The following is a 25,346-nucleotide window of genomic DNA, read 5'->3' as shown; positions in this document are numbered from 1 at the left end:
ATGACCCAGATTTGTCTCGTAACAGGCGGCGCCGGATTCATCGGCTGCGCCATATCCGAAACCCTCGTGAAATCGTTCGATCGGGTTGTCGCCGTCGACAATCTGCATCCCCAGATTCACAAGAGCGGAACGAGGCCGGCCGCGCTCCATCCGCAGGTGGAGCTGATCGTCGCCGATGTAACGGAGGCCCAGACCTGGACCGAGGTCTTGTCCAAGTACCGTCCGACCACGATCGTCCATCTGGCCGCCGAGACCGGCACCGGGCAATCCTTGACCGAAGCCAGCCGTCATGCGCAGGTCAACGTCGTCGGCACCACCAAGATGCTCGACGCACTCGCCTCTCATGAAATAATACCGTCGCGCATCGTACTCTCGAGCAGTCGCGCCATCTATGGTGAAGGCGAATGGCTCGATGCAAGCGGTCGCTCGCACTACCCGGGCCAACGTTCGGCCCAGATGCTCGAGCAAGGTCAGTGGGACTTCCAGGGACTTCGCAGCCAGCCCTTCCGCTGCGCTGCCACGCGCCCGGATCCAACTAGCGTCTATGGCGCTACGAAACTGGCTCAAGAGCACATCCTCTCGGCATGGTGCCTTGCATTCGGCACCTCGCTCAACGTGCTGCGCCTGCAGAACGTTTACGGCCCCGGACAATCCCTGACCAACCCCTATACGGGCATCGTCTCGTTGTTTGCGCGCCTGGCGAAGGCCGGCAAGAGCATTCCGCTTTACGAGGACGGCAAGATGCTGCGCGACTTCGTTTTCATCGACGACGTGGCGGATGCCATCATCGCCGCCGCCACCTCCGACAAGAGCGGAATCCTGGCCGACATCGGCACCGGCGCCTCGCTTTCCATCGAACAACTGGCTGACATCATCGCCGGCATCTACAACGCCCCGCCGCCGCACGTCACCGCCCAATACCGTAACGGCGACGTCCGACATGCGGCATGCGACGTGACTGCCTCCTCTGAGACGCTGGGCTGGTCGCCGAAGGTCGATGCCGCTACGGGCGTAAGACGTCTGTGCGCCTGGATCGATGAACGAGAGGGGGAACTGGAGCAGCCATGACCGCTAAAATCCATAATATCGGCCATGTGCGCGTGCACTCGGTGCTTTATGGCAACGAACCCGAACGCATCGTCCAGACAGTGGCCCATCTCAATCGCGCGGCCGATCTCGCGATCGCTGCCGGCGCGGTAAGCTCCGTTTCGCTGGTATATGGAGACAGCTCTCCCGCCCCGGTTCTGGACGCCGCCGCGATCAAGGCGATCGCCGTCTCGTCCGAAGCGCTGCGAAGCGTGGAAAACGTGAACTTCGGCCGCAACATGGGTTCGGCACGCGGCCACAACACCCTCATCGCCCATGCCGTCGAGGCGCTCGACAAAGGCAACCCCGTCGACGCCGTGCTGATCATGAACCCGGACGTGATGCTCGCACCGGACGCGCTTATCGAGCTCGCCAGACCGCTGCAGAACCCGAAGGTCGGCTTGGTGGAAGCGCGCCAACTGCCGGTCGAACATCCCAAGGAATACAACGCGGGCAGCGGCGAAACGGACTGGGCGACCACCGCTTGCGCTCTGATCCCCTTGGCCGTGTTGCGCGAACTCGACGGCTTCGACGCCGAATCGTTCTTTCTTTACTGCGACGACGTCGATTTCTCCTGGCGAGCGCGCTTAGCCGGTTACAGCATCATCTATCAACCCTCCGCTGCGGTCTTCCACGACAAGCGCCTCGGCGACAACGGTCAATGGCAACCGACTTCTTCCGAACAATATTACTCGGCGGAAGCGGCGTTGATGATGGCGCATAAGTACTCGCGGCCGGAGATCGTCGCCCGCCTGCTCGAAGGGTTCGGAAAGTCTCCGATCGCCCACCTCAAGCGCGCCGCCGAGAACTTCGAAACTCGACGAACGGAAGGCCGCCTGCCCGAACCTATCGACAAGCGCCGAACCGTCTCGGTGTTCCGCGGCGATCACTACACCGAACATCGGTTCAGCCTCTGATGAATACCTACGACAATCCTTACTTCCATGACAATGTCTACGGGCATGTCATCAGCCTGTTGACCGATCACGGCAACAGCCCTGAAGGCGTGCATATCGATATCGGTTGCAGCCTGGGACCGATCGCCGAACGTGTCCGCGATGATCTCGGCTGCAAGTACATCGGCTTGGATATCGATGTCGAGGCATTGAGCCAACTGAGTGCGAGAGGATTTCAGACCCAGGCGCTCGATCTGAGCGATATCGCAAGCGCTGAAACCACCTTGCGACAGGTGATCGGCGATCAAAAACTCGTCTCGATGTCGATTATCGACACCCTCGAGCACGTCGCCGAGCCCGAAGCGGTCGTGGCTATGTTGCGCCGGATTTCTGAGACGCACTGCGCCCCGCTGGTCGTTTCAGTGCCCAACGTGGCTCATCGCGATGTCGGCTTTAAACTGGCTTTCGGACGCTGGGACTACACAAAGACCGGCTTGCTGGACCACACCCATCTTCGCGGTTTCACTCAGGCGAGCCTGCGGACGATGATGCATGCGTCGGGCTGGCATTTAGTCAGCTCCAAAGACGTCAAACTCAACCACAGCGATCAGCATTTCCCGACCTATCACCCGGCCTTGGCTGGCGGGTCGTTGCTGCAGCGGCTACTGTCCTACTTGCGGGACGGCGTTGACGCCACTGCAACCACGAACCAGTTCGTCGGCCTCTACCTGCCGGGACAAAGACGCGACGCGATAGCTTATACCGACGACCACGGCGAGACCGGACGCCCATTCCTGAGCGTAGTCACGCGCACCCAGGGCAAGCGCCTGGATACGCTGCGCGATGTGTTCCTGTGCCTCTCTGCGCAAACCGATCAGGATTTCGAAGTTCTCGTCATCGGCCATAAGCTTCAGCCGGAAGGCGTACTCGCAGTCGAACGCGTTATCGAAGACACGAACGCAACGATCCGCAACCGCATCCGCCTCATCAAAGTAGACGACGGCAATCGCACCCGACCGCTCAATGTTGGTTTCTCGGAGGCTAAAGGACATTACATCGCCATTCTCGACGACGATGACATCGTCATGGGGCACTGGGTGGAGGAGTTCAGAAAACTCGCGAACCGGACTCCCGGGCGTGTACTGCGCAGCAGAACCGTAGCGCAATCCTGGCAGCCCGTTCGGACCAACTACGGCAGCCCATCGGTACGGGCCGTCAGTGGCATGGATTCGCGCTACCCGAAAGAATTCGATTTCTTCCAGCACTTGGTCGAAAACAGCACGCCGCCGGTCTCCGTCGCCTTTCCGCACTCGGCCTTTCACGATCTCGGCGTTAGGTTCGACGAATCCCTGACCACCACCGAAGATTGGGACTTCATGATGCGGACTGCCAACGTCTGCGACGTAGGCAGCGGCAGCGACATCACTTCGATCTATCGTCTCTGGAAGCAGGCCGAGTCTTCTTACACCCTGCATTCGGCGGATGAGTGGCAGTCGAACCATCATGCGATCTGGCGCAAGTTCGATGCCATGCCCTTACTATTGGCACCGGGTAGCGCGACCCGCATCAGGCAGATGGTGCAGGACTGGAATCGCGTAAATCGCGGACAGCACGGTCCGCTTCCGGATCCACTGCTCGAAGAGCATCGCTACGCCAACGCCCTGCGCGAGCAGATTCACGCGACCATGAACAGTCGCACCTGGGCGCTCGGTTGGCCGGTGCGCGCGGCGGCGGCGCTGGTGGGCCGCAAGCAAGCGTCGCCGATGCTGTGGGCGATGACTCCGGCCGAACTCGAGAACTACCAGGCCCGCCTACAAGCATCCAAATCCTGGCGCTTCGCCTGCAAGCTCAAGCGTCTGTTCGGCCAATGACCGCAATGCGCATCGACCCGACCCCGAGTCGATGCGCGATCGGCGAGTGCTCAGCCGATCTTGCCGAGCGCAATCGATTTCATCGGGATGCCGATCATCCCGGTACTTACTGCCGAAGAATGACTGCTGATAATGATCGCGTCGTGCACCCAATGGTGCACGACGTGATCTTTCTGCGTGCCTTCGGACACTGCCACCGAAACTGCGTACTCGCCAGCTGGCAGGATCGGCATACGAAAATCGAATCGCGCGTACCAAGTCTCGTCGGCACCGCATTCCGGCGCCCGGTCTAGATACGACAAATACGTGTTCTCGCCGAACAGGGACAAACCCTGGCGATTGCGCACGAGAAATCCTACGATCAACCCTGAAATCGCCTCGACGCAGTGTAAAGTCACTACGAGCGAAACCGGCTCGCCGCCTACGGCCCATTGCAATCTTGCGCCATGCTCGTCGAGCAGTCGCGTATCAAGGATGCGGGCGCCCCCCTTTCCGAAGACGTCACCCGTCTCGTCGAAACGGCTGACTTCGAGATCGTTGCGCAAATTCGAGTTCAGAACTAGGTCGCGGCGCGCATCCGCATAGTCGTCGTCCCCGGAATGCAGCAACATGGCCTGGCCTTGTTGCTGAATCTGCAGAGCCACTTCGTCGTCGCCCTGCTCTTGCCGATAAAGATCCGCCAGGTAGGCTTGAGTCACCTGCTTAGGCGCATCGTCCATACGCACTTTTCCGTCTTGCAGCCATATCGCCCGATCGCATAACGAAGTAATCGTGGAGCTATCGTGGCTTACGAACAGCAGCGTGCCGCCCGACGAACTGAAAGTATGCAGAAAACGCATGCACTTCTGCACGAAGTATGCATCTCCAACCGCCAATGCCTCGTCGATGATCAACACGTCAGCGTCGACGTGAGCGATCACGGCGAAGGCCAAGCGCATGAACATGCCGCTGGAGTAAGTTTTGACCGGCTGATCCACGTAGTCGCCGATATCGGCGAAGCGCAGGATGCTGTCGAAGCGCGTATCTATCTCTTCGTTGGTCAGCCCCAGGATCTGCGCGCTCATCCTGACATTCTCGACGCCGGTATATTCCGGGTTGAAGCCCGCTCCGAGCTCCAACAGCGCCGCGACTCGGCCATTGACTCGGTGCTGCCCTTCGCTAGCCTCAAGCGTGCCGCAGAGTATCTGCAGCAAGGTCGACTTCCCGGAGCCATTGCGGCCGATCAGACCGACGGTTTCGCCGCGCCTGACCTGGAACGAGATCCCTTTCAGAACATGGTGTTCGCGGAAGAAATGTTTCTTACCGCGCAATAGCATCTGCCATAGCCGGTGCACCGGACTATCAAAGATCAGATAGCTCTTGTGCAGACCCACCACATCGATCGCGACTTCAGATGACATCGGCAAAACCGTTCTTGCTGCGCCAAAACCAGGTAAAACTCAGCACCAACAGGACATACGCGACTGCCGCGTACAGCCCGAGCTGAACCCAATCGGGCCACTGTCCATAAAGGGTGGCGGCCCGCAGTTGGGTGACTGGGACGGTCAGCGGATTGAAGTGCAGCAGCCCCCTGTACTGCTCGGGCACCGATTCGATCGGAAACAGGACCGGGCTCAGGTACATCATGACGATCGTGACCAAGCCGGTCACCTGGCCCAGATCGCGCAGAAACACCCCGAGCGAAGAGAGCAGAAACACCGCCGCGGCCATCAGTATGGCCAGAGGCAGGACGATGATCGGTACGCTGAACCAGCTCAAGGGGATCGAGCCTTCCAGCAGCAATTGTCCTATGAGCAGGATACCCAGCGAGATGCACAAATTCACCGCAGCGCCGCCGACCACTACAGGCGGCAGCAATTCGAGCGGGAAGACGACCTTTTTCACATAGTTGCTGTTCTGCAGGATCAACATCGGAGCGCGGTTGATGCATTCCGAAGCAAACAGGAACAACACCAAGCCGGAAAACAGGACCAGGGCAAAGCTCTTGGTGTCCCCGGCGACACCCCAACGCGCCTGGAAGACGACTCCAAACACGAAAGCGAAAACGCATAACAGCGCGAGCGGGTTCAGCAGCGACCAAAGGATACCGAAGACAGAGCCCTTGTAGCGCGACCCGACATCGCGCGAAACCAGTCGCGCGAACAGGGACCGTTCCCTGAAAAGCAGCAAGAACACCCCGAATGCGTACCAGGCGATTCCACCTGGCGCTCGGCGCGCGCCTATCGTCACTGCAGCGCTCCAGCCAGCGCATTACGCAGATCCGCCAGGTCCTCCACGCCCACGCTCAGGCGCACCAGGTTGTCGGTGATGCCGAGGACCGCGCGGCGGTCCGGCGGGATCGAGGCGTGGGTCATTACCGCGGGGTGGTTGACGAGGCTTTCCACGCCGCCGAGCGATTCGGCGATGGTGAACAGTTCGCAGCGCTCCATCATCCGGCGCGCGCCGTCGAGGCCGCCCTTGACGTAGAGGCTGACCATGCCGCCGAAGCCGTGCATCTGGCGCCGGGCGAGCTCGTGCTGCGGGTGCGACTTGAGGCCGGGGTAGATCACTTTCTCGACCGACGGATGGGTTTCGAGCCATTCGGCCAGCGCCTGCGCGTTTTCGCAGTGGGCCTTCATGCGCAGGTGCAGGGTCTTGAGGCCGCGCAGGGCGAGGAAGCTGTCGAACGGACCCTGGACCGCGCCGACCGCGTTCTGCAGGAAAGTCATGCGCTCGGCGAGATCGGCGTCGTCGCCGACCACGGCGATGCCGCCGACGATGTCGGAGTGGCCGTTGAGGTACTTGGTCGCCGAGTGCATGACGATGTGCGCGCCCAGTTCGAGCGGGCGCTGCAGGATCGGCGAGGAGAAGGTGTTGTCGACCACCACCACCAGCCCGCGCTTGCGCGCGATCGCGGCGATCGCGGCGATGTCGACCAGCTTGAGCAGCGGGTTGGTCGGGGTCTCGATCCAGACCAGCTTGGTCTCGGGACGGATCGCGGCTTCGAACGCGGCGACGTCGCTGAGGTCGACCCAGCTGAAGTCCAGCCCGGCGGAACGGCGGCGGACGCGCTCGAACAACCGGTAGGTGCCGCCGTAGACGTCGTCCATTGCGATGACGTGGCTGCCGGCATCGAACAGTTCGAGGATGGTCGAGGTGGCGGCCAGGCCGGAGGCGAAGGCGTAGCCGTGGCTGCCGCCCTCGAGGCCGGCGATGCAGCGCTCGTAGGCGAAGCGGGTCGGATTGTGGCTGCGCGAGTACTCGAAGCCCTGGTGCTGGCCGGGGCTGCTCTGGGCATAGGTCGAGGTGGCGTAGATCGGCGGCATCACCGCGCCCGTGCTCGGGTCGGGCGACTGACCGGCGTGGATCGCGAGGGTGCCCAGGCCGAGCTTGCGGGCCCCGTCTTCCGGCTGCTGTTGGCTCATTGAATGCTTCCGATTCCGCTCGTTGGCGCAACCGGGAATTCTAACATCGCCGCCGCGGCCGGCCGCCGCGACGACGCCTCACTTCAGGTCGGATGCAGGCGGGTTATGCAGGCGGGCGGCCCTGCCCGGTTGACGGATGCACCATGGGCCGGCACAAGCTGAATAGGCGTCTCGCCCATATCGAGAGGGGCCGCTCCCCCCTTGGCGAGAGCGTCCCGAACCTCCTCAAGTGTGCCTTCCCCCGCCCGAGGGTCGCGGCTAGCGCCGCTCCTGCCCGCTCCAAGCCGGCCTCCGCCCGGCACGCGGGCGGCAGTCGGGCGGCGCTTACTGCACCCGGCGGCGCAGGAAGTTGAGCAGGTCGATGCGGGTGATCAGGCCGAGGAAGCGCTCGCCGTCGACGACGATGGCGACGTGGCCGCGGTCGAACACCGGCAGCAGCGATTCGATCGGCTGATCGACCGGGATCTTGTCGAGCTTGCTGACCATGGCGGTCGAGACCGGGTCGCGGAAGCGCGACTCGTCGCCGTACACGTGCAGCAGCACATCGCTTTCATCGACTATCCCGACGATGTGCTCGCCGTCCATGACCGGCAGCTGCGAGACGTCGTACAGCTTCATGCGCTGGTAGGCGGTGACCAGCAGGTCGCCCGGGCCCACCACCACGGTGTCGCGCTGCGAATACGGGCGCAGGATCAGGTCGCGCAGGTCGCCGTGCTGCTCGCGCTGGATGAAGCCGTTGTCGAGCATCCAGTAATCGTTGTACATCTTCGACAGGTACTTGTTGCCGGTGTCGCAAACGAACACCAGCACCTTCTTCGGCTCGGTCTGTTCCTGGCAGTACTTCAACGCCGCCGCCAACAGGGTGCCGGTCGAGGAGCCGCCCAGGATGCCCTCTTTCTCGAGCAGGGCGCGCGCGGTCAGGAAGCTTTCCTTGTCGCTGATCGCATAGGCCTTCTTGACCCGGGTGAAGTCGGAGATCGGCGGCAGGAAGTCCTCGCCGATGCCCTCGACCATCCAGCTGGCCGACTTGTCCGAAAGGGTGCCGCGGTTGATGTATTCCTCGAGGATCGAGCCGACCGGGTCGGCCAGGACCAGCTCGGTCTTGGGCGACAGCGTGGCGAAGGCGCGCGACAGGCCGGTCATCGTCCCGGAGCTGCCGCAGCCGAACACGATGGCGTCGAGCTCGCCGCCCATCTGTTCGAGGATCTCCGGGCCGGTGCCGAACTCGTGCGCGGCCGGGTTGTCGGGGTTGCCGAACTGGTTGATGAAGTAGGCGCCGGGGGTCTCGCGGGCGATGCGCTCGGCGAGGTCCTGGTAGTAGTCCGGGTGGCCCTTGGCGACGTCCGACCGGGTCAGCACGACCTGCGCGCCCATCGCCTTGAGGTTGAAGATCTTCTCGCGGCTCATCTTGTCGGGCACCACCAGCAGCAGCTTGTAGCCCTTCTGCTGGGCGACCAGGGCCAGGCCGATGCCGGTGTTGCCGGCAGTGCCTTCGACCAGGGTGTCGCCGGGCTTGATCTTGCCGGACTTCTCGGCCGCTTCGATCATCGACAGGCCGATGCGGTCCTTGATCGAACCGCCGGGGTTCTGCGATTCGAGCTTGAGATACAGCTCGCAGACGCCGGTGTCGAGGCGCTGGGCCTTGACGATCGGGGTCTGGCCGATGAGTTCGAGTACGGAGGAATGAATGGCCATGCGAATCCTGTGGGCCGCGACCATGCGGCGGACCCGGCCATTCTAGCGAGGCCTCGGCGGACTGCGCTGCCGCTGCACGCGCGTTCGGCGCGGATCGCGGGCGCCGGTTTCGTGCGCGGGAGCGCTTGGGCGCGCGGGAAACAATGACTATCGGAGAGGTCGGTAGCCGCGGGCGGTGGCGACCGACGAGGATGGCCGCCACCGCCCGCGCTAGACCTGGAGCCGTCGACCGCGGGCGGGTCGGGGTCCATACGATCGGCGCCGGCACTCTCCTTGCCGGCGAGCACCGCACCGGCGTCGCGCCGATGCCGCCTGGATCAATGCTGTTGGTCGTACAACTGGGTCAAGCGGTCCTTCGCAGCCAGCTTCTCGCGCTTCATCTGCCCCAGGGTGGTGTCGTCGATCGGCAATACGCCGAGCTCGGCGTCCATGACCTTTTTGTCGAGGTCCTTGTGGCGCTGGTAGAGCTGTTTGAATTCCGGATTGCTCTTGATGAGCGCGTCGATTTCAGGCTGCGGTTGTTCTTCGAACATGAAAGCCTCCTTCAGCACGAATGCGAACGCCCCGGCCGTCGGACCAGGGCGTTGCGGGGGACCGTGAGGTTCGTCAGGCGCGGCGCAGCGTCCGTTTCACGCAACCGGGCCGCATGCGGATGTGCGGCGGCGGGGTCCTGCGGAAAGGGCGTATCGGTCATCGGCCTGGCTCTTCGCCAAGCGGTCGAAGAACCGCTTGGGTATCTGACCCTACTCCTGTACCCGGGATCCGGCAAGGGCGCCTGCAACCGTTTTCAGGCCTTGGACAGGCAGGCCCGGGACGACTCCGAATCGCCTGCAAGCCATTGTTTTAATTTTTAATTTTTGTGGAATCCGCAAACATGAACAGCCGCGGACGGTGGGCCGGCAAAACTGCGGCCGCGGGCCCCGCCGTTCGTCGGAAGCGCAGCCGCCCGATACGGCAAGACAATGCCCCCGAGGCGAGCGCGGGCACCGGGGTCCAGGATCACCGCTGCGGACCACAGGCCCGGCATCGAGCCAGGCCGGCGAGCCGGATTACTTCTGCTTCGGCTTGGGCTTGGCCGGCTTCGGCGGGGTCGGGGACTGGCCGAGCAGCTCGGCTTCCTTGCGTGCCAGCTCGGCGTCGCGCTCGCGCGCGGCGCGCAGCTTGGCGGCCTGCTGGTTGGCGACGTTGTCGAGCAGGCCCTCGGCTTCCTGGCGCGCCAGGGCTTCCTGGTCGGCGGCCTGGCGCAGGCGTTCGGCTTCCTCGGCCTGGATCTGGGCCTGCACGCGCAGGCGCTCGGCCTCGGCGCGGGCGCGGTCGGCGTCGCGGCGGCTGGCTTCGACCAGCAGCTCGCTGCGCTCGCGGTCGAGGCGGTCGACCTCGCGCTGGGCCAGCTGGGTGCGGGTCACGACCTCGGCGGTCTCGACCCGGCGGTCGGCGATGCGCAAGGCCCACTGGCGGTCGCGGCTGCGGGCCTGGCGCACCGCATCGATCGCCTGGCGCGCGCGCAGGCGCTCGAAGGCGCCGTAGGCGGCGGCGTCCGGATTGGCCTCGATCGCGGCCACCCGCTGGGCGAGCCGGGCGACCTCGGGGTCGTCGGCCGGCGCGGCGAAGGCCAGGCCGCAGGCCAGGCACAGGACCAACGCCGACAGGCGGATAACGCGAAGACGCGCACTCATCGGTCGGCTCCCTGCAGGCGATTGCGCAATTCTGCGATCTCGGCCCTGCGCTGGTTGAGTTCGGCCTGGGTCACGGTCTCGCGGCTGTGGGCATAGGCCAGGTCGGCCTCGGCCGCGGCCGCGAGCGCCATGCGACGGGCATCCTCGTCCTTGCCCTGCGACAGCGCGGCCTGGGCCGCGCTCAGCGCGGTGCGCGCGGCATTGAGGTCCTGCGGCGCGTATTGGTCGGCGTCGGCATCGGCCGCGCGCATCACCGCCTGCTGCGCGGCGGACAGTTCTCCGGTCGGCGGAGGCGTGGAGGCGCAGCCGGCCAGCCCGGAAGCGAGAACTGCGGCCAGCAGCGGCAATCGAATTTGTGCGAAGCTTGCGGTCATTGGGGAGCGCCGTACGGAAGGGATGTCGCACGGACATTGTCGGAAGCCGGCAGCGTGCTTGCAACGGCGCGCGCCGTCAACAAGGGGTGTGAATGCATGGACATCGGCTATTTCCTGAAGCTGATGACGGAAAAAAACGCGTCGGACATGTTCCTGACGACTGGCGCGCCGGTGTACATCAAGGTCGAGGGTCGACTGTACCCGCTCGGCAATACCGGTTTGCCCCCGGGCATGGTCAAGAAGATCGCCTACTCGTTGATGGACGAGGGCCAGGTACCGCTGTTCGAGCGTGACCTGGAGTTGAACATGGCGCTAGCCCTGCCCGACGCCGGCCGTTTCCGCATCAACGTTTTCAAGCAACGCGGCGAAGTCGGCATGGTCATCCGCGCCATCCGCAGCATCATTCCGAGCATCGAAGAGCTGCAGCTGCCGCAGGTGCTCAAGCAGATCATCATGGCGCCGCGCGGCCTGGTCCTGATCGTCGGTTCGACCGGCTCGGGCAAGTCGACCACGCTGGCCTCGATGATCGACCACCGCAACAGCAGTACCGCCGGGCACATCCTCACCATCGAGGACCCGATCGAGTACCTGCACAAGCACAAGAAGTCGATCGTGAACCAGCGCGAGGTCGGCCTGGACACCCACGCCTTCCACAACGCGCTCAAGAACGCGATGCGCGAAGCGCCGGACGTGATCCTGATCGGCGAAATCCTCGACGCCACCACCATGGAGGCGGCGATCGCCTTCGCCGAGACCGGGCACCTGTGCCTGGCGACGCTGCACTCGAACAACGCCGACCAGACCCTGGAGCGCATCCTCAACTTCTTCCCCGAGGCCGCGCACAAGAACGTGTTGATGAACCTGGCCCTGAACCTCAAGGCGGTGGTGTCGCAGCGCCTGGTGATCGGCGTCGACGGGCGCCGCCTGCCGGCCGCGGAAATCCTGATCAACACCCCGCACGTGCGCGACCTGATGCGCCGCGGCCAGGTCCACGAGATCAAGCAGGCGATGGAAGAGTCGCTCGAAGAAGGCATGGAGTCGTTCGACCAGTGCCTGTTCCGCCTCTACAAGGAAGGCCGGATCGAGATGGAGGAGGCGCTCAAGGCGGCCGACTCGCGCGACGGCCTGGCGCTGAAGTTCCGCCTGTCCGAGGGCGGCACCGGCGAGCACGACCCGTACGCGGACATGTACGACGCGACCGCCGCGCACTAGGCAAGCAGTGAGCGGAGCGGAATGAGGAACGGGTAAAGCGTTCCGCGGCAAACGGGTCCTTCGGGGCCCGTTTTGCATTTGGCGCAGGCCGGTTCGAGAAGCCAGCGCAGAGGATGAGGAGTGAGCGAATCGGCAGGCGCGGCGACTGCCTTGCTCTTGTTCACTCCGGTAAATTCACTCCTCGAATCACCCGGGCGCCCGATCCGGCTGGTTCTCCGGCCGCGCCGCATCGAACTCCGGCAGGGCCAGGCAGGCCGCTTCGATCCGCAACAGGGTCGGGAACTCCTCGAGCGGTACGCCGAACCGGCGCGCGTTGTAAATCTGCGGCACCAGGCAGCAATCGGCCAGCCCGGGCAGGTCGCCGACGCAGAAGGTGCCGGTAGCCTCGTCCCCGGCCAGCATCGTCTCCAGCGCCTTGAAACCCTCGCAAATCCAGTGCTTGACCCAGCCGTCGCGCTCCGGCTGGGGCACGTTCCAGGTGCCGTCGAGGTATTTCAGCACCCGCAGGTTGTTGAGCGGATGGATTTCGCAGGCGATGGTCTGGGCGATCGCGCGCACCCGCTGGCGATCGCGCGCGGTCGCCGGCAGCAGGTTCGGCCGCGGCCAGGTCTCGTCGAGGTATTCCAGGATCGCGATCGACTGGGTCAGATTGCGCTGGCCGTGCTGCAGCAGCGGCACCAGGCCTTGCGGGTTGAGTTCGCGATAGGCGGCGGCGTGTTGTTCGCCGCCGTCGCGGACCAGGTGGACCGGCACGGTCTCGTAATCCAGGCCCTTCAGGTTCAGGCCGATGCGCACCCGGTAGGAGGCGCTGGAGCGCCAGTAGGAATACAACCGCAATTGTTCGCTCACCCGGATCCGCCTCGCTTGCCTTGCCCGATCGGCAGGACGCAAACCTTACCGGGTGCGCCCCGCGGTCGGACGACCTCTCGTCGTACCCGCCGCTGCCGTCAGGCGGAAGGACGCTCCATGCGCTGCTCGATCGCGCCGAAGATGCTGCGGCCTTCGGCATCGAGCATCTCGATGCGCACGGTGTCGCCGAACTTCATGAAAGGCGTCGACGGCTTGCCGTGCTCCAGGGTCTCGACGGTGCGCTTCTCGGCGAAGCACGATGCGCCCAGGCTGGTGTCCTCGTTGGCCACGGTGCCCGAGCCGACGATCGTGCCGGCCGACAGCGGCCGGGTCTTGGCGGCATGGGCGACCAGCTGGGCGAAGTTGAACTGCATGTCGATGCCGGCTTCCGGCGCGCCGAACCACTCGCCGTTGATGTGGGTCAGCAACGGGCGGTGAACCTTGCTGTCGATCCAGGCCGGGCCGAGTTCGTCGGGGGTGACGAACACCGGGCTCAGCGCCGAGCGCGGCTTGGACTGCAGGAAGCCGAAGCCCTTGGCGAGTTCGTTCGGGATCAGGTTGCGCAGGGACACGTCGTTGACCAGGCCGATCAGCTGGATGTGCGCGGCCGCCGCCTCCGGCGTCACCGCCATCGGCACGTCGTCGGTGACGATCACGACCTCGGCTTCCAGGTCGATGCCGTAATCCTCGCTGACCACCCGCACCGGGTCGCGCGGGCCGTAGAAACCGGCGCTGACCGCCTGGTACATCAGCGGATCGACGTAGAAGCTCTCCGGCACCTCGGCGCCGCGGGCGCGGCGCACGCGCTCGACGTGCGGCAGGTAGGCGCTGCCGTCGACGAATTCGTAAGCGCGCGGCAGGGGCGCGGCCAGGGCGGCGAAATCGACCTCGAAGGCATCCGCGGCGCGTCCCTCGTTGAGCGCGTCCGACAGCGCGTTGAGGCGCGGCGCGGTGTTCGACCAGTCCTCCAGCGCGCGCTGCAGGGTCTCGGCGATGCCGGTGGCGCGCACGGCGCGGGTCAGGTCGCGCGAGACGACGATCAGCGTGCCGTCGCGGCCGCCTTCCTTCAGGGATCCGAGTTTCATCCAGGCCTCGATGTCGGTGCAGGGCGCCGCAGCGCGATGGTTTCAATTGTAACCACTCGCGCGCCGGTTATCACCGGCCGCGGCGTTCCAGCACTGAATCCGGGCGCCGGGCGCCTGTCGCGCGAGGTTCGGCCCGGGGCTGCGGACGCCGTTGCGGGTCCCGCGCAGCCTACCGCGAAAAAAAGTTTCGCGGCCGTGATGGGTCCGGCCGCCGTTTGCCGGTTTGTTGAGTTAAGCGCGGCGTGGTCACGCCCGGGTTCGCCGGGGCAGGCCCAGCCAGGTCAACGATCCAGGGATCGGGTTGAGGGCACGTCCCTCTGCGACCGCGTGATTCCTCAATCATGCCTTTGGAGTTCCTCATGAAACCGCAATCCGCTCTCGTCCTGCGCGCCCTGCCCGCCGCCCTCGCCCTGTGGTTCGGCGCCAGCGCCGGCGTCCACGCCCAGGCCCTCACCATCGACGTGGTCAATCCGATCAAGGACGGCCGGGTCCTGTTCGAGGCGATCGGCCCGGCCCAGGTCGGCGGCGCCAAGCAAGGCCGCGTGTCCCTGCGCATGGGCATCCGCAACGACGATTCCGTGCCGCTGACCATCACCAAGGTCGAGATCCTCGACCAGCTCGCCTCCAACTTCCTCGCCCCGGTGCAGATCGACCCCGGCAAGACCTACGCCTTCCAGAACTGCAAGTGCGACTACTTCAATGCCGATCCGGACGCGCCGAAAGTGCCGTCATCTTACCCGATCGTGATCACCGCGCCCTACCCGAGCATGGTCAAGATCGCGGTCTACGTGCAGGGCTACCGCAACCCGGTGATCAAGAACCTGTCGTTCGCGCCGGGCACCAACAACGACGGCCCGTTGCGCTACCCGGGCAAGATCACCGACCTGCGCGCCAACGAAGCCTGGCAGACCTCGAGCAACCACCCCGGCGGCAGCCAGGCCTTCGGCCTCGACACCAGCGTCACCGGCTGGACCGGCAGCACCTGGGACGCCAAGCGTCCCGGCGCCGACCCGAACAAGGCCGAAAGCCAGCGCGCCTACGGTCTGCCGCTGTACGCAATGGCCGACGGCATCGTCTGCAGCGCCCTCAACGACTTGCCGGAATGGAAGAACTATCCGCGCGTCAGCAAGGAAATCGAACCCGAACCGATCGCACCGAGCACCGGCCAGTACTCGGCCGGCGGCAACTATCTCAAGATCAAGACCGGCGACGAGATCGCCCTGTACGCGCACATGCAGCCCGGTTCGATCCCGGCCGAGCTGCTGGTGCCGGGCGCGACGGTCAAGCAGGGCCAGTACCTGGGCAAGGTCGGTTATTCCGGCAAGTCCAGCGGCCCGCACGTGCACGTCCACGTGACCCAGGAAAGCACCAGCACGCCCTGCGACGGCAACGACCTGCGTCCGCGCCCGATGACCTTCGCCCAGATCCAGAGCCTGACCTGGGGCGAAGCCAAGGCCATGGCCGCCGCCGACAGCATGGACCCGACCGACTGGACCCAGCTCAGCAACCACTCCGCGCCGCATCCCTACAGCCTGATCTATCCGTCCAGCACCGCGTATCCCTTCGACGCCGCCGAAACCGACGCCAAGACCTTCCTCGGCGTGTGGAAGGCGAGCAGCGAGATCGAGCTGCGGGTCAATCGCCCCAACTGGACCGCGTTCACCCAGAAGTGGTCGGAGCTGTCGGCCGACGGCTTCCGCCTGGAACAGGTCGAGAACTACGTCGAGAACGGCGACCGCCACTTCGTCGGCGTGTACAAGCGCGGCAGCGGCGCCGGCGCGCTGTACAACTTCGACAACTGGGACGACTTCACCGCCAAATGGAAGGAGCTGTCCGACGGCGGCCAGCGCCTGCTCGACCTGACCACCTACCTGAGCGCGGGCAAGCGCCACTACGTCGGCGTGTTCCGCGCCGGCAACGGCAACGCCGGGCTGTGGAGCCACACCGGCTTCAGCGCCTTCGCCAATCAGCGCGAGATCGCCAAGGGCCTGGGCCTGCGCCTGATCGACATGGAAAGCTTCGACATCGGCAACGGCCAGCGCCAGTTCATCGGCGTATACCGCGAAGGCACCGACAACCACGCCCTGTGGCGCTCCAACAGCTGGGCCGCGTTCACCAGCAAGTGGGACGAGCTCAGCGACAACGGTCTGCGACTGATCGACGTCGACAGCTTCGTCGAGGACGGCGTGCGCAACTACGTCGGCGTGTTCCGCGCCGGCAGCGGCGGCTATGCCCTGGAAGCGGTCAAGGGCTACCAGTCGCTGTACCAGTCGGCCGAGAAGTACGCGACCAAGGGCCTGCGCCTGGTCGACGTGCAAGCGGTCGAATGATCGGCGGCGAGCGCATCGGCAAGACATCGCCGCGGTAACGTCCTTGCCGCAGCGAACCGACACGCCGCCCTCGGGCGGCGTGTTTTTTGCGCAGGTGGATGCCGCGGCCACGGGGCGCATCGATACTCACGCAGCGGCTCGACCACCGCACGATGGATCACAACGGGCGCTCGCTCAGCGCGCCGCCACCTGCACCCGCGGCGCGCCCCGCTTGACCGACTGCAGGCGCCGCAACAGCTCCGACTCGCTGTACATCTCGCGCCGCAGCACCGCCTCGGCGAGCTGCACCTGCGCCGCCGCGGCGCGCGCATCGCCGCGAGCGAGCAGCACCTCGGCATAGGGCACGCGCAGCCTCGCGGTCTTGACCTGCTGCGCACCGTAAGCGACCCGGCTGTCTTCGATCGTCCTGGCCCAGGCCGCTTCAGCCTCGTCCCAGCGTCCGCGGCGTTGCGCGAGTTCGGCCTGCAGGGCCGGAATCCGCGCCAGCATGAAGGCGTTGTATTCGCCGCGGCCGAGGTCGATCGCCTCGAGTTCGGTCTGCGCCTCGTCGAGGCGGTCGCGGCTCAGCAGCCACTCGACCCGCGTCAACGCGACCATCAACAGCCCCGGATGGTCGTCCGGATAACGCCGCCGCCAGACCGCAGCGCTGTGCTCGACCAGCGAGCGCGCCTCCTCGCTGCGGCCGCCGCGCGCGAGCACCAGCCCGAGCGCGTTCTCGGTGCGCAGCACCCGGCGCTCGTCCGCCGGCAAGTGCTCGCGGCGGATCGACAAGGCCTGGCGCAGGCGCCGCTCGGATTCGGCCAGGTCGCCGCGCTCCAGCGACAGCGCCGCGTAGTTGTTGAGGATGCGGGCGTAATCCAGGCTGCGCTCGCCGGCCACGACCGCCATGATCTCGAGCGCGGCGCGGTAGTGCTCGCCGGCCTGGCGGTAATCGCCGAGGTCCTGGGTGGCGTTGGCCAGGTCGACATGAATGTTGGCGACCATGTCGCTCTGCTCGCCGTACAGATCGCGCGCCAGGCTCAGGTTCTCGACCAGCTCGCGTCGGGCTTCCGCCACGCGGCCGAGCCCGAACAGGGTGCTCGCCAGGCCGAACTGGTTGAGCTGGACGGCGACCGGGTCGGTGCCGGTTTCGCGGTTGATCTCCAGCGCGTCGCGATAGGTCTGCTCGGCGCGCTTGAGTTCGCCGCGGCGCCGGTACAGCTGGGCGAGCCGGGCGAGCATCGCCGCGCGTTCGTCGGGCGACTGGCGCAGGCCGCGCTCGCTGCGCAACTGCTGCGAGCGCTCGAAGCTGCGCTCGGCCTGGGCGTACTGGCTGTCGGCCACCTGGGCCAGACCGAGGGTGTCGTAGGCATCGGCGAGCGCGCGCGGTTCGCCGTCGCGCTCGCGCAGGCCCAGCGCGCGGCGCGCGGCGGCGACGGCCTGGGCGCCGTACTGGCGGTCGCTGAGCGAACGCGACAGATCGGACAGTGCCTGCGCGGCCTGGTCGGGCCGGTCCACCGCCGGGTCGAGGAACTCGCGTGCGGCCTGGTCGAGCAGCGCTTCGGCGCGCTGCGGCTGGCCGAGGTTGCGATAGGCGCGGCCGAGCACCGCGCGCAGCCGCGCGCGGATCGCCGGAGTGTCGTCGAGTCCGTGTTCGATGCGAGCGGCGGAAGCGTCGAGCACCTGCCGCGCGCTGAGCTCCTGCCCAGCCTGCGCGCCGCGCATGCGCGGGTCGGCGGCGTCGAAGGCCGAGACCAGGAAGTCGCTGACCTGGCGTGCGACCGAAGCCTCGCGCTCGGCGCGCGCGCGCTCGGCGGTGACCCGCCAGACGAAGCCGCCGGCCAGCGCGAGCACCAACGCCGCGGCCGCAGTCTCGCGCCAATGCCGGCGCAGATAGCGGCCGAAGCGATACCCCACGGTGGGCGTGCGCGCCGACACCGGTCGCCAGGCGAGGTGGCGCCCGATGTCCTGGGACAAGGCTTCGACCGAGGAATAGCGCTGGCGCGGATCGAGCGCGCAGGCGCGGGCGGCGATCGCATCCAGGTCGCCGCGCAGGCGCTCGCGCCAGGCGCAGTCCGGCCCGGCCCACTCGCTCGGCAGCGGCACCGCGAGGTCGCGGTCGGCCGGCCCGCGTTCGACCGAGCGGCAGGCCAGCAGTTCGGTCAACAGCACGCCCAACGCGAACACGTCGCTGACCACGCTGACCCGCGCCCCGCCGAGCAGTTCCGGGCTGGCGTAGGCCGGCGTGCAGAAGGTCCCGTAGGAGGCGTTGTCGTCGCCGGCCTGGTGATCGAGCACCTGGGCGATGCCGAAATCGAGCAGGACCGGCTCGCCGTCGTCCTGCACCATCACGTTGCCGGGCTTGAGATCGCAATGCACGATCAGGCGCTGGTGCGCGCTCTGCACCGCCGCGCAGATGCGCTGGAACAACTGCAGGCGCTGGCGCAGGTCGGGCTGGCGCTGTTCGCAATACTCGTCGAGGTCGCGTCCGAGTACGTACTCCATGACCAGATAGGGCTGCCCGCTCGGGGTGGTGCCGCCGTCGTAGAGGCGGGCGATGTTGGGGTGCTGCAGTTCGGCCAGCAATTGCCGTTCGACCGCTAGGCGGCGGGCGAATTCGGCCTGGTTGAAGCCGCTGCCGCGCAGCAGCTTGATAGCGACCTGCTGGCGGAACAGGCCATCGGCGCGTTCGGCCACGAACACCGTGCCCATGCCCCCGCTCGCCAGCCGTTCGATCAACACCCAGGCGCCGAGCCGGTCGCCGACCTGCAGTTCGCTGTCGGGCAGGCCCGCGACCAACTCGCTGAGCGGTTGCACGACGCGGTCGAAGTGCTCGGTCTGCGCGCCGAGCAACTCCAGCGCTTCGGCGATCAGCGCCGGATCGTCGCTGAGCGCATGTAACCGCTCCGCCCAGCGCTCGGCCGGCAGGTCGCATACCGCATCGAACAATCGGCGCAGGTCGTGCCAGCGCTGGGTTTCCATATCGCCTCCTGTCGCGTCCGATCGGCGGGCGCTCAGCCCAATTGCTGTCCGAGCCAGGCCCGGGCAAAACGCAGGTCGCGTTCGACGGTCGGCACCGAGACGTCCAGCACGCAGGCGATTTCGCGCTGCTCCATGCCGCCGAAGTAGGCCATTTCGACCGCCCGCGCCGAACGCGGGTCGCGCTCGGCCAGGCGCTCGAGCGCATCGTGCAGGGCCAGCACGTCGAAACCGACGGTCTGGCCGCCGTGCAGATCGGCATGCGACAAGGTCAGCATGACCGGCCGCGCGCCGCGCTTGGCCGCCGCCTGCGCGCGCGCCTGGTCGACCAGCACCGCACGCATCTTCAGCGCGGCCAGCGCGTAGAAGTGGGCGCGGTCCTGCCACTCGACCTCGCCGCCGATCAGGCGGATCAGGGCTTCGTTGACCAGCGAGGTGGGCTGCAGGGTGCGCTGGCCGTTGCGCCCGCCCAGGCGCGCCGCGGCCATGCCGCGCAAGGTGTCGTAGACCAGCGCGAACAGGCGGTCGCGCGAAGCGACGTCGCCACCGCGCCAGTCATGCAGCAACCGAGTCAGATCTTCGCTCATGCGCGCTCCCCAACGTCGCCCCCGCGCCGCGGATGGTAGCCGAGTGGCGCGAACCGCGGAGACCAGGCGGTCACAGCCGCGATCGCTCGTCGCCGTCGGCCGCCCTCGGCGGCGCCCGCGTTGCGATCGCTTCGCGCACAGGCGACGACCGCCATCGGTCACGATCTGCGCCGGCACCGGCGCTAAAGTGTCGCGCTGCGCCCCGCACGTCCTCACCGCCATGCCGCCTACCCGCGCCATCGAAGCCAGCGACCACGGCCCCATTCGCGCCTTCCTCGACCGGCGCTGGGGCGGGCCGATCGTCATGCTCGACGGCCGCGCGATCGATGCCGCGGTCCTGCCGGGCTTCATCGCGCTGGCTGCGGACGGCGCGATCGCCGGCCTGGTCACCTTGCTCGACGACCCGCTGCAGTCGGAGATCGTCACGCTCGATGCGGTGCAGCCGCAGGCCGGCCTCGGCACCCGCCTGGTCGAATGCGCGGCCGATCGGGCACGCGCGCTGGGCCTGGGCCGGCTGCTGACCCGCACCACCAACGACAACCTCGACGCGTTGCGTTTCTACCAGCGCCGCGGCTTCCGCCTGCACCGGCTCGCCGCCGGCGCGATCGATCTGGAACGCGAGGCGAACCCGGCGATTGCGCTGCTGGGGCGGCACGGCATCCCGCTGCGCGATGAGCTCAGCCTGGTCAGGGTCTTGAGCGCGGATTGAGGGCACGTTCCGCGCGCGGTTTCGACGGAGCGACGCTGGTCGCAGAACCAGGAAACCCGTCGTAGGGGGGGCGGACCTCGCAAACAAGAATCCCGCCATTTGGCGAGCTCGTAACTTCACAAACGAGAAACCCGCCTCGCGGCGGGCTCATGCTGGAAAACAAGAAACCCGCCTTGCGGCGGGCTCATGCTGGGTAAAAACAAGAAACCCGCCTCGCGGCGGGCCCATGCTGGAAAACAAGAAACCCGCCTCGCGGCGGGCTCATGCTGGAAACAAGAAACCCGCCTCGCGGCGGGCTCATGCTGGAAACAAGAAACCCGCCTCGCGGCGGGTTTCAGGTCGCCGATTCGAGCCGTCAAGCAGGAATCGGACTTGGGTATGGCAGCCCCGGATGGATTCGAACCACCGAATGCCTGAGTCAGAGTCAGGTGCCTTACCGCTTGGCGACGGGGCTATGGAACCGATATTAGCGCAAAAACGCGACGCGCAAAAACAACAATTAGCGCTTCGAGAACTGGGTTGCGCGACGAGCCTTGTGCAGACCGACCTTCTTACGCTCGACTTCGCGGGCGTCGCGGGTCATGAAGCCTGCCTTGCGCAGCTCGCCCTTGAGGGTTTCGTCGTACTCGACCAGTGCGCGGGCGATGCCGAGACGGATCGCGCCGGCCTGGCCGGTGATGCCGCCGCCGGCGACCGTCACGTTGACGTCGAACTTGTCGGTCGACTGGGTCAGCTCGAGCGGCTGGCGGACGATCATGCGCGCGGTTTCGCGGCCGAAGAACTCTTCGATCGAACGCTGATTGATGGTGATCTTGCCGTCGCCCTTGCGCAGGAACACGCGGGCGGTGGACGACTTGCGGCGGCCGGTGCCGTAATTCTGCTGGATAGCCATGGTCTTTACCTTAGATGTCGAGCGGCTGCGGCTGCTGGGCGGTATGCGGATGCTCGGAGCCCTTGTAGACCTTGAGCTTGCGATACATGGCGCGGCCGAGCGGATTCTTCGGCAGCATGCCCTTGACACCGATCTCGATGACGCGTTCCGGGTGGCGCTCAAGCGCCTGGCCCAGCGTCTCGCTCTTCAGGTTGCCGACGTAACCGGTGAACCGGTAGTACATCTTGTCCTGCAGCTTGTTGCCGGTGACGGCGATCTTCTCGGCGTTGATCACCACCAGGTAATCGCCGGTATCGACGTGAGGGGTGTAGACGGGCTTGTGCTTGCCGCGCAGACGGCGCGCGAGTTCGGAGCACAAGCGGCCGAGCGTTTTGCCCGACGCGTCGACGACGTACCAGTCGCGCTGGACGGTCTCGTTCTTGGCGGTAAAAGTCTTCATGACAACTCTTTATGTGGGCACAGTGGTCGGGCTGGTTCCGCCGTTTCCCGGTGCGGGAAGGGCGTCGGAACGTCGCCTCGCGTTGTGATTGCGGAACGAAAGAGGCGGAATGATAGCGGGCCGCCCGGGATCGCGCAAGCCTGGGTTTGGCCCGTGCTAGCATCGATGGTCATGCCGCACGACCGTCGCCCGCCCTCCGCCGATCCCCTGGTGGCTCTGGCCGACCGCTGCGTGCAATGCGGGCTGTGCCTGCCCGCCTGCCCCACCTATGGCCGCGACCGGCTCGAAGCCGAATCCCCGCGCGGCCGGATCGCCCTGGCCCGGGCCTGGGCCCTGGACAGCATCGTCGCGACCGCGACGTCCGACGCTCATCTCGATCACTGCCTGGGCTGCCGCAGCTGCGAGTCGGTGTGCCCGGCCGGCGTGGATTATGGCCGATTGCTGGTCCTGGCACGCAGCCGCCAGCGCGAGCGCCGGCCGCCGGCCTGGCGCCAGCGCCTGATCGAAGGCCTGGCGGCGCGGCCGCGCTGGCTGGCCGCAGCCCTGTCGCTGTATCGGGTCGGCTACCCCTGGCTGCCCGAGGCCTGGCGCGCGTTGCCGCGCCCGACGCGGCCAGTCACGATGCCGCCAGCACGCCCCCTGCCGGCCGTACAGGCCCGCGCGGGGTTGTTCGTGGGCTGCGTGGCCGACACCTATGAAAGCGCCCTGCGCGCGGCCACGGCGCGGCTGTGCGCCTCGTTCGGGGTGGAACTCGACCCGGTCGCCGGCCAGGGCTGCTGCGGCGCCCTGCACGAGCACGCCGGCAATGCCGCCGCGGCCCAGGACCTGGCCCAGGCCAACCGCGGCGCGTTCTCCGGCCACGCCACCGTCCTGAGCCTGGCCAGCGGCTGCCATACCGCGCTGGCGCATTCGCTCGCGCCGCAGGCCCGGGTGGTCGACGCCATCGCCTACCTCGACCAGGCCGGCGCGGGCCTGCGCTTCCGGCCCTCGCCACAACGCATCGCCGTGCACCTGCCCTGCACCCAGCGCAACGTGGTCAAGTCGGTACCGGCCTTGCGCCGCCTGCTGGCGCGGGTGCCCGGGCTGCAGGTGGTCGAACTCGACGCCGGCTACGGCTGCTGCGGCGCCGCCGGCAGCCAGATGCTGGCCGACCCGGCGCGCGCGGCCGAATACCGCGCTCCGCTGCTCGAACAATTGGCGCACAGCGGCGCCAGCGTGCTGCTCAGCGCCAACATCGGCTGCCGCCTGCACCTGGGCGGCGGCACCGCGATCCCGGTCCAGCATCCGCTGGAGTTCCTGGCCGGGCTGCTCGACGAAGGCGGAGCCGCACCGGCGGCCGATTAACCGACTTCTACGCCGGCCTCGCCTTAGAATCGGCGCCATGACGACCCGCGAACTCAGCCCCCTGGACCGCGTGCTCAGCGAAGCACAGCGCGCGCTCGATACCGTATTCGGCGCCCCGGGCGCCGAACGCCCGAACCCCGCCGGCAACACCGCCGAACTGGTGCTCGAACCCGGCGAACGCCGCCATTCGGCCGGCCTGATGCGGATCAACCACGTCGGCGAGGTCTGCGCCCAGGCCCTGTACTGCGGCCAGGCCGCGGTCGCCCGCGACGAATCCACCCGCGGCCACCTGCTCGAAGCCGCCCAGGAAGAGACCGACCATCTGGCCTGGTGCGCCGACCGCCTGCGCGAACTCGACAGCCGCCCGAGCCTGCTGAACCCGCTGTGGTACGCCGGCAGCTTCGCCATCGGCGCCCTCGCCGGCCTGCGCGGGGACGGCTGGAACCTGGGCTTCGTGGTCGAGACCGAGCGCCAGGTCGAGGCGCATATCGACGAACACCTGCAGTCCCTGCCCGAGGCCGACCAGCGCAGCCGGGCGATCCTGCGCACCATGAAGGCCGACGAGGCCCGCCACGCCGAGAACGCCGAAGCCGCCGGCGCGCGGATCCTGCCGATGCCAGTGCCGGCCCTGATGGCGGCGGCATCCAAGCTGATGAAGGCCGTGGCTTACCGGGTCTGAGGCTCGGGGCCCGCGGGGCATGTACCCCGGCAAGCCTGGCTTTCAGCGCCCTCTCCCGTTCACGGACCCGGTTGGGGCGAGGGTTCGCCCTTCCCTGGGGCGGTTACGGGTCCGAGCCCTCTGCTCTCACCCCGCCCCCCCCTCCCGCAGGCGGGAGAGGGAGGCAAGCCGGGCGGCGGGGAGGGACCCGACTTCATCCCGAAACAAAAAAGGCCGGCTTTCGCCGGCCTTTAGCGTGCATCGCGCAGAGGCTCAATCGACCAGGTTGCGGCCGTGATAGAGCTCTTCGATCTCGCGGCGCAGGCGCGCTTCGATCTTCATGCGCTCCTTGAACGAGAGGTTCTTGGCCTTTTCCTCGAACAGGTAGGTGTCGAGGTCGAATTCCTTCAGGTGCATCTTCGTATGGAAGATGTTTTCCTGATAGACGTTGACGTCGATCATCTCGTAACGCGACTTGATGTTCTTGGCCAGGTAGTCCTGGATCGAATTGATCTTGTGATCGATGTAGTGCTTCTTGCCCTTGATGTCGCGGGTGAAGCCGCGCACCCGGTAGTCCATGACCACGATGTCGGACTGGAAGCTTTCGATCAGGTAATTCAAGGCCTTAAGCGGCGAAATCACCCCGCAGGTCGCCACGTCGATATCGGCCCGGAAGGTCGCGATGCCGCTGTCCGGATGGGTCTCCGGATAGGTGTGGACGGTGATGTGGGACTTGTCCATGTGGGCGACCACGGCGTCGGAGATGATCTCCTTGCCGGCCGCCTTCTTGTCGATCACCGGCTCCTCGGAGATCAGGATCGTCACCGACGCGCCCTGGGGGTCGTAGTCCTGGCGGGCGATGTTGAGGATGTTGGCGCCGATGATCTCCGCCACATCCGTGAGGATCTGGGTGAGGCGGTCGGCGTTGTACGCCTCGTCGATGTATTCGATATAGCGACCGCGCTCGTCCTCCGAGGCGGCAAAGCAAACATCGTAGATATTGAACGAGAGGGCCTTGGTGAGGTTGTTGAAACCCTGCAACCTCAGGCGCGGCAACGGCTTGACCACTGTAGGAATATCCGGACGGACGGCGAGGGCCGCGATTATGAGGCAATTGGCCCCGGGGGGAAACGCAGCTAGGTTTTGGACTGCGTCGATTACAAAAGCGTGACCGTCTCTGCGCTTCCATCATCGCTCTCTATCGGACCGGGATTTTCAACGGCAGGATTTGCTCACGCGGCCGTATCGCCCTAAGCTCGGCCGACAGCCAAAGCCCATTCC

22 protein-coding genes and 1 tRNA gene are annotated in these 25,346 nt (G+C 66.4%); 8 read left to right on the top strand and 15 right to left on the bottom strand.

Annotation, left to right across the window (positions count from 1 at the left end):
* The 3 genes from AC6CH2_RS20870 to AC6CH2_RS20860 are packed head-to-tail and all read left to right on the top strand — an operon-like array spanning position 1 to position 3,853.
* A complete protein-coding gene (locus AC6CH2_RS20870) occupies positions 1 to 1,068 on the top strand; it encodes an NAD-dependent epimerase/dehydratase family protein (protein WP_498270886.1) in 1,068 nt (355 codons plus the stop codon).
* The gene (locus AC6CH2_RS20865; protein ID WP_498270885.1) at positions 1,065 to 2,003 is read left to right on the top strand and encodes a glycosyltransferase family protein; all 939 of its coding nucleotides are present in this window, start codon (positions 1,065 to 1,067) and stop codon (positions 2,001 to 2,003) included. The genes AC6CH2_RS20870 and AC6CH2_RS20865 overlap by 4 nt, the downstream gene beginning before the upstream one ends.
* Complete coding sequence (locus tag AC6CH2_RS20860) at positions 2,003 to 3,853, top strand: methyltransferase domain-containing protein (RefSeq protein WP_498270884.1); 1,851 nt, start codon at positions 2,003 to 2,005, stop codon at positions 3,851 to 3,853. The genes AC6CH2_RS20865 and AC6CH2_RS20860 overlap by 1 nt, the downstream gene beginning before the upstream one ends.
* Positions 3,854 to 3,903: 50 nt before the next feature.
* Here the strand turns inward: AC6CH2_RS20860 and AC6CH2_RS20855 are convergent, their stop codons facing one another.
* The 7 genes from AC6CH2_RS20855 to AC6CH2_RS20825 form a co-directional block, all read right to left on the bottom strand.
* Positions 3,904 to 5,253 (bottom strand): ABC transporter ATP-binding protein, encoded by a 1,350-nt coding sequence (locus tag AC6CH2_RS20855; protein ID WP_498270883.1) that lies wholly within the window; start codon positions 5,251 to 5,253, stop codon positions 3,904 to 3,906.
* Positions 5,243 to 6,082: an ABC transporter permease gene (locus AC6CH2_RS20850; protein ID WP_498270882.1), complete on the bottom strand. Its 840-nt coding sequence runs from the start codon at positions 6,080 to 6,082 to the stop codon at positions 5,243 to 5,245. The genes AC6CH2_RS20855 and AC6CH2_RS20850 overlap by 11 nt, the downstream gene beginning before the upstream one ends.
* The gene (locus AC6CH2_RS20845; RefSeq protein ID WP_498270881.1) at positions 6,079 to 7,257 is read right to left on the bottom strand and encodes a cystathionine gamma-synthase; all 1,179 of its coding nucleotides are present in this window, start codon (positions 7,255 to 7,257) and stop codon (positions 6,079 to 6,081) included. Before AC6CH2_RS20845 ends, AC6CH2_RS20850 begins: the two co-directional genes overlap by 4 nt.
* 324 nt (positions 7,258 to 7,581) lie before the next feature.
* Positions 7,582 to 8,952: a pyridoxal-phosphate dependent enzyme gene (locus tag AC6CH2_RS20840; protein ID WP_498270880.1), complete on the bottom strand. Its 1,371-nt coding sequence runs from the start codon at positions 8,950 to 8,952 to the stop codon at positions 7,582 to 7,584.
* 317 nt (positions 8,953 to 9,269) lie between these two features.
* Positions 9,270 to 9,485 carry an HP1242/YdcH family protein gene (locus tag AC6CH2_RS20835; RefSeq protein ID WP_435394425.1) on the bottom strand — a complete coding sequence of 72 codons (216 nt, stop codon included), beginning with the start codon at positions 9,483 to 9,485 and terminating at the stop codon, positions 9,270 to 9,272.
* A gap of 516 nt (positions 9,486 to 10,001) precedes the next feature.
* Positions 10,002 to 10,628, bottom strand: a complete 627-nt coding sequence (locus AC6CH2_RS20830; RefSeq protein ID WP_498270879.1) for a hypothetical protein — start codon at positions 10,626 to 10,628, stop codon at positions 10,002 to 10,004.
* Positions 10,625 to 10,942, bottom strand: coding sequence for a DUF4398 domain-containing protein (locus AC6CH2_RS20825; RefSeq protein ID WP_498270916.1), 318 nt, complete (start codon positions 10,940 to 10,942; stop codon positions 10,625 to 10,627). The genes AC6CH2_RS20830 and AC6CH2_RS20825 overlap by 4 nt, the downstream gene beginning before the upstream one ends.
* 156 nt (positions 10,943 to 11,098) lie before the next feature.
* Between AC6CH2_RS20825 and AC6CH2_RS20820 the strand changes: the two genes are divergently transcribed.
* Complete coding sequence (locus AC6CH2_RS20820) at positions 11,099 to 12,214, top strand: PilT/PilU family type 4a pilus ATPase (protein ID WP_435394428.1); 1,116 nt, start codon at positions 11,099 to 11,101, stop codon at positions 12,212 to 12,214.
* 186 nt (positions 12,215 to 12,400) lie between these two features.
* Here the strand turns inward: AC6CH2_RS20820 and maiA are convergent, their stop codons facing one another.
* Both maiA and AC6CH2_RS20810 read right to left on the bottom strand, forming a co-directional pair.
* Complete coding sequence (gene maiA / locus AC6CH2_RS20815) at positions 12,401 to 13,063, bottom strand: maleylacetoacetate isomerase (protein ID WP_498270878.1); 663 nt, start codon at positions 13,061 to 13,063, stop codon at positions 12,401 to 12,403.
* 98 nt (positions 13,064 to 13,161) lie between these two features.
* Positions 13,162 to 14,148 carry a fumarylacetoacetate hydrolase family protein gene (locus AC6CH2_RS20810; RefSeq protein ID WP_498270877.1) on the bottom strand — a complete coding sequence of 329 codons (987 nt, stop codon included), beginning with the start codon at positions 14,146 to 14,148 and terminating at the stop codon, positions 13,162 to 13,164.
* 359 nt (positions 14,149 to 14,507) lie between these two features.
* Here AC6CH2_RS20810 and AC6CH2_RS20805 point away from each other — a divergent pair, with 359 nt between their 5' ends.
* The gene (locus AC6CH2_RS20805; protein ID WP_498270876.1) at positions 14,508 to 16,478 is read left to right on the top strand and encodes a M23 family metallopeptidase; all 1,971 of its coding nucleotides are present in this window, start codon (positions 14,508 to 14,510) and stop codon (positions 16,476 to 16,478) included.
* 174 nt (positions 16,479 to 16,652) lie between these two features.
* Here the strand turns inward: AC6CH2_RS20805 and AC6CH2_RS20800 are convergent, their stop codons facing one another.
* Positions 16,653 to 19,439, bottom strand: a complete 2,787-nt coding sequence (locus AC6CH2_RS20800; protein WP_498270875.1) for a serine/threonine-protein kinase — start codon at positions 19,437 to 19,439, stop codon at positions 16,653 to 16,655.
* 32 nt (positions 19,440 to 19,471) lie between these two features.
* Complete coding sequence (locus AC6CH2_RS20795; protein WP_435394433.1) at positions 19,472 to 20,023, bottom strand: ECF-type sigma factor; 552 nt, start codon at positions 20,021 to 20,023, stop codon at positions 19,472 to 19,474.
* Positions 20,024 to 20,243: 220 nt separating this feature from the next.
* On the opposite strand from AC6CH2_RS20795, the gene AC6CH2_RS20790 reads away from it, so the two are divergent.
* Entirely contained in the window at positions 20,244 to 20,732 is a 489-nt protein-coding gene (locus tag AC6CH2_RS20790; protein WP_498270874.1) for a GNAT family N-acetyltransferase, read from the top strand.
* Positions 20,733 to 21,111: 379 nt separating this feature from the next.
* Here the strand turns inward: AC6CH2_RS20790 and AC6CH2_RS20785 are convergent.
* From AC6CH2_RS20785 to rplM, 3 genes are all read right to left on the bottom strand, one after another.
* Positions 21,112 to 21,186, bottom strand: a tRNA-Gln gene (locus AC6CH2_RS20785).
* 45 nt (positions 21,187 to 21,231) lie between these two features.
* Positions 21,232 to 21,624, bottom strand: a complete 393-nt coding sequence (rpsI, locus tag AC6CH2_RS20780; RefSeq protein ID WP_435394435.1) for a 30S ribosomal protein S9 — start codon at positions 21,622 to 21,624, stop codon at positions 21,232 to 21,234.
* Positions 21,625 to 21,634: 10 nt separating this feature from the next.
* A complete protein-coding gene (gene rplM / locus AC6CH2_RS20775) occupies positions 21,635 to 22,063 on the bottom strand; it encodes a 50S ribosomal protein L13 (RefSeq protein ID WP_031371496.1) in 429 nt (142 codons plus the stop codon).
* A gap of 171 nt (positions 22,064 to 22,234) precedes the next feature.
* Here rplM and AC6CH2_RS20770 point away from each other — a divergent pair, with 171 nt between their 5' ends.
* Both AC6CH2_RS20770 and coq7 read left to right on the top strand, forming a co-directional pair.
* Positions 22,235 to 23,407 (top strand): (Fe-S)-binding protein, encoded by a 1,173-nt coding sequence (locus tag AC6CH2_RS20770; protein ID WP_498270873.1) that lies wholly within the window; start codon positions 22,235 to 22,237, stop codon positions 23,405 to 23,407.
* A gap of 37 nt (positions 23,408 to 23,444) precedes the next feature.
* Positions 23,445 to 24,086: a 2-polyprenyl-3-methyl-6-methoxy-1,4-benzoquinone monooxygenase gene (gene coq7 / locus AC6CH2_RS20765; RefSeq protein WP_498270872.1), complete on the top strand. Its 642-nt coding sequence runs from the start codon at positions 23,445 to 23,447 to the stop codon at positions 24,084 to 24,086.
* Between the two features lie 252 nt (positions 24,087 to 24,338).
* Here the strand turns inward: coq7 and speD are convergent, their stop codons facing one another.
* On the bottom strand, positions 24,339 to 25,133 hold the full coding sequence (gene speD / locus AC6CH2_RS20760; protein ID WP_031371493.1) for an adenosylmethionine decarboxylase: 795 nt from the start codon (positions 25,131 to 25,133) through the stop codon (positions 24,339 to 24,341).
* Positions 25,134 to 25,346: the final 213 nt, after the last annotated feature.

The organism is Lysobacter sp. GQ73, assembly GCF_059758755.1.
Note: the sequence above shows the minus strand (reverse complement) of the source record. Positions and strands in the feature narration are given on the sequence as shown.